Source organism: Vibrio sp. Y176 (genome assembly GCF_033438945.1).
The window spans coordinates 1-3,799 of the sequence record NZ_JAWOQS010000033.1; the positions used below are offsets into that span (position 1 = coordinate 1).

Annotated in this window: 5 protein-coding genes; 1 reads left to right on the plus strand and 4 read right to left on the minus strand. The window is 41.0% G+C overall.

Annotated features, from left to right (window positions below; all coding sequences use genetic code 11):
* The 3 genes from R7O13_RS23685 to R7O13_RS23695 all read right to left on the minus strand — a co-directional run.
* Positions 1–170 (minus strand): HIT family protein (locus R7O13_RS23685; RefSeq protein ID WP_318304798.1); only part of this gene is annotated, 170 nt, incomplete at its 3' end.
* A 762-nt stretch (positions 171–932) separates the two neighbouring features.
* Positions 933–1,412 carry a hypothetical protein gene (locus tag R7O13_RS23690; protein WP_318304795.1) on the minus strand — a complete coding sequence of 160 codons (480 nt, stop codon included), beginning with the start codon at positions 1,410–1,412 and terminating at the stop codon, positions 933–935.
* A 145-nt stretch (positions 1,413–1,557) separates the two neighbouring features.
* Positions 1,558–2,016, minus strand: a complete 459-nt coding sequence (locus R7O13_RS23695) for a GNAT family N-acetyltransferase (protein WP_045421985.1) — start codon at positions 2,014–2,016, stop codon at positions 1,558–1,560.
* Positions 2,017–2,321: 305 nt separating this feature from the next.
* Between R7O13_RS23695 and R7O13_RS23700 the strand changes: the two genes are divergently transcribed.
* Positions 2,322–2,948 (plus strand): NYN domain-containing protein, encoded by a 627-nt coding sequence (locus tag R7O13_RS23700; RefSeq protein ID WP_318304796.1) that lies wholly within the window; start codon positions 2,322–2,324, stop codon positions 2,946–2,948.
* Between the two features lie 182 nt (positions 2,949–3,130).
* On the opposite strand, the gene R7O13_RS23705 is transcribed toward R7O13_RS23700, so the two are convergent.
* The gene (locus R7O13_RS23705) at positions 3,131–3,640 is read right to left on the minus strand and encodes a DUF4303 domain-containing protein (protein WP_318304797.1); all 510 of its coding nucleotides are present in this window, start codon (positions 3,638–3,640) and stop codon (positions 3,131–3,133) included.
* Positions 3,641–3,799 lie beyond the last annotated feature (159 nt).

Sequence of the window (3,799 nt, forward strand, 5' to 3'; positions counted from 1 at the left end):
AACACAGACTCGGGCAAGTCGATGAAAGTGCGGTATTGAGTCTTGGGACAAATTAAAATATGTCCAAAGTTGATTGGATCATGGTCTGCAAAAGCTATAACTTGGTCAGATTCGTACACGATGACCGAGTCAATTTCACGATTGACAATTTGTTCGACTATCGTAGTCATCTAAACTCCTATCAAAGTATGCTAACGCCCTGCTAAGGGGTGAGCAACGCAATACAAAAGCCGCCGCATACCACCTTAATCACTAAATTCAACGCATAGTAAAAATGTCACGCGTTGCGAATCCCTCTTGAGCAGTTTGTTAGTTTGCAAACCCAAAGCGTTGATTTTAAGTCATTTTAAACTTTGCAAACAATAAACTTTATGTGCTTTGATGCACTCAAGTCAGGCGTAGTCTAAAGCGGCTAGTCAATGAAACCACGTGGAACAAACAACGCCGCAAAAAAACGACTCACAACACCAAAAAGCGCTTTTGGAAAACCAACCTCACAATGCTGACTTTCAACAAAGCCACTGAAACAACATGAACTTACCACACTAGAGAAAACGCCATCTCAGCGAGTAAATCGGCTTTCGTACCAACAAACTCAACGAGCAGAGTTTCAGCAAAAAAGCTCAACTCAGTTAACCCAAAAAGTCGCCGCACCAAAGAACAAATCAACCGTTGAAACGATGCCAATTTTGAATTTTCACCACGCTAGTTAACACTGAAATTGAACGCCGATACACCAGTTTCAACTTTGAGCTTTTACCACTAGATTTTGCGATATAGCTGCGTTTTTCCTCTTGCAAACTAACGCCGCGTTAAGTAGTGAGCAACGCCACCACGACACCTAACCATACCATCTTAAACACAAAACCTAATGATGAAATAAAAAATGCCATGCGTTGGGAATCTGTCTTAAACGCTTTGTTATGTAACTTTTATCGTGGTCGATATGCATGTTCAAGAACCATTCTTGCAAGTGCTGTTTGCTTTACAGAAAGGTCGACCTTATGAGCTGCGCATAACAAGCATAAGACGCGAGCAAACTTGACTCTAACTACTTGAAGCGTTTTATAGAAAAGGAAATCGTTACTATTCCCTTGATATTTATATAAAACCATCAACTCTTTGCTCAAAGTTGTTACTAACTCAAGTAAGAAATGACGAGTCATTTCAGATTTTAAGTTTAATCGGCATTGTTCTGTTTCGTCTTTGATTGACTCTAGGCTTTTGATTACTGCCTGAGTGACTTCTTGATCAAAAGGAGCGACTAAAACCATACGCTGCTCTAAAAACGAAAAGTACCGCTCTAACTCACGTTTGTCAGGATCATTCACAAAGGGAACTAGATCTTTCAATGAGAAACCGGAAATAGATGCAGCACTGCCGATACCACCGATAATTTCTAAAAATGTCAAAACTTACTCCTGTTACATAACGCCCTGTTAAGGGGTGAGCAACGCAATACCAAAGCCGCCGCATACCACCCTAAACACTTAAACCAACGCATAGTAAAAATGCCACGCGTTGCGAATCCCTCTTGAACAGTTTGTTATGTGCGTGCTAATTGAGGTACTTTTGCCAATGTTGCTGCCCTTTCAAAACTACTCTGTAATCTTCGTAGTCCAATGAGCTGTAGAGCTTTTTAGCTGCAACATTATCATCACCGACCTCTAATGTGATTTTGAGGTAATCATTATCACGACAATACTGTTCGATACCATTCAGTTGTGCCTTGCCAACACCTTTACCACGAAAGTTGTCCAACACCATAAAGTCATGAATATTCATCACTCCTTGCGCACGATAAGTTGAGAACGATTCAAAGCAAACCGCAAAACCAGCAGGCTTATTGTCGACAAAACTGATAAATCCGTGGAAATAAGGCAATGCAAATAACTGAGCAATTACTGAGAGATCTAGCTCAACTGAGAATCCAGATAGGTACTCTATAAACAAAGTCTCGAATATACCTTTGTCCTCAATGCTTTCTGTTTCGATACGCCTGATTGTGATTTCCATATCCATTTCCACCAAAGCACATAACGCCCTGTTAAGGTGTGAGCAACGCAATACCAAGGCCGCCGCATACCACCTTAAACACTAAAACCAACGCATAGTAAAAATGCCACGCGTTGCGAATCACTCTTAAACAGTTTGTTATGTGTTGGGATTTGAAGTTAAGGTACTGGGGAAATATGAGGGAGAATACTCTCCCTCGGGAAATAATAAACACCTGCATTTTTGATTGGTAAGGAGAATGTACCTAGCAGATGTGGGCAATAATGTGGTACATTCTAGCCTAAATCTTACAGGAGTCAATAGTAGTGCGAACAATCGTTTTTGTAGATTACTGGAACTTGCAATTGTCAGTTCAACAAGAAGATGCTAGAAGTCACGGTGCCGCTTCCAACACACATCGCTTTAACATTAACTGGTATACGCTCGGGCAATGGCTCACAAACAAAGTTGAAGCCCATTTAAAAACTAGCAATCCCGCTATCAGTCTCACATACGAAGAAACGCGAATCTATACGTCGACTGATCCGAATGATAATGGTAAATACAAAAATTGGGTCCAAAACAATTTAGCTAAACAGCCAAGTATTCGTGCCTACTGTCTGGATAGAAAACCCAAAAGACATCAAAACTGTGTCCATTGTCATAAACCAATTGATAAGTGCCCTCATTGCCAGAAAGGAATCAATGCAACACAAGAAAAAGGCGTCGATACACTATTAGTAACTGATTTACTTAGCCTTGGCCTAGATAAAAGCTATGATCTAGCAATTATTGTTTCTCAAGATTCTGATATGAAACCATCAGTTCAACATCTAAGTAATAAAGGTATCAAAGTTGTACACGCTGGCATTAAGCACTTTGGAGCTGATTTAGCCAAAAGCTGCTGGGCGACATATGATATATTCCCTTCGAGAAACGAAATTAAACGTTAGTAACTAACCCTACCTTTCAGAGATTTTACCCAGAGAGGTAGGGGCTTTAAAGACACATAACGCCTTGTTAAGGTGTGAGGCACGCAATACCGAAGCTCCCGCATACCACCTTAACCACTAAAACTAACGCATGGCAAAAATGCCACGCGTGCCGAATCACTCTTGAACAATTTGTTATACATTTATTCCGCCGCCTCTCGAAGCCAACTATCTAAGGACTCACGCGGATTTAACCTATATGCTCGTTCAACGTTTGTCGCGTCTGGCGGCATGATTTCTGCGTTGATATAAAGTTCATTTCGACAATTTAAGCTATCTAAGTAACCTTCAATATCCAAGCGCTTAAGAGTCGACTCCATCGCAGATAAAAGAACTGCCGTAGTCTCTTCACTAAAATCACATTCAGCGCTCACATTGTCCAAAAGTAGTTCAACATCTGAGAAGTATTCATCGCAGAAACCAAACAACGGTGAGTCTGCATATGACCATTTTATTTCTTCTTGGTCTTCAGAAGATGAAGCTCCGGTTTGCAACAGTTCGTCAGACCAAGCCGAAAATATAGGTCGACGTCCCTCTCCAGTTGTGACCAAAGCTACGTAATAGAAGTGATGCTGCGGAAACTCAGACGACAACCTTACTATTATTGATTTGGTCGCCTTGTAGAGCATATTTTCTAGTTGTATAAGTTTCATATTGCTCCAAATGTATAACGCCCTGTTAAGGGGTGAGCAATGCAATACCGAAGCAGCCGCATACCACCTTAATCACGAAAACCAACGCATAGTGAAAATGCCACGCGTTGCGAATCCCTCTTGAACAGTTTGTTAGGTGCGTAGCCAAAGTTGGTAAAA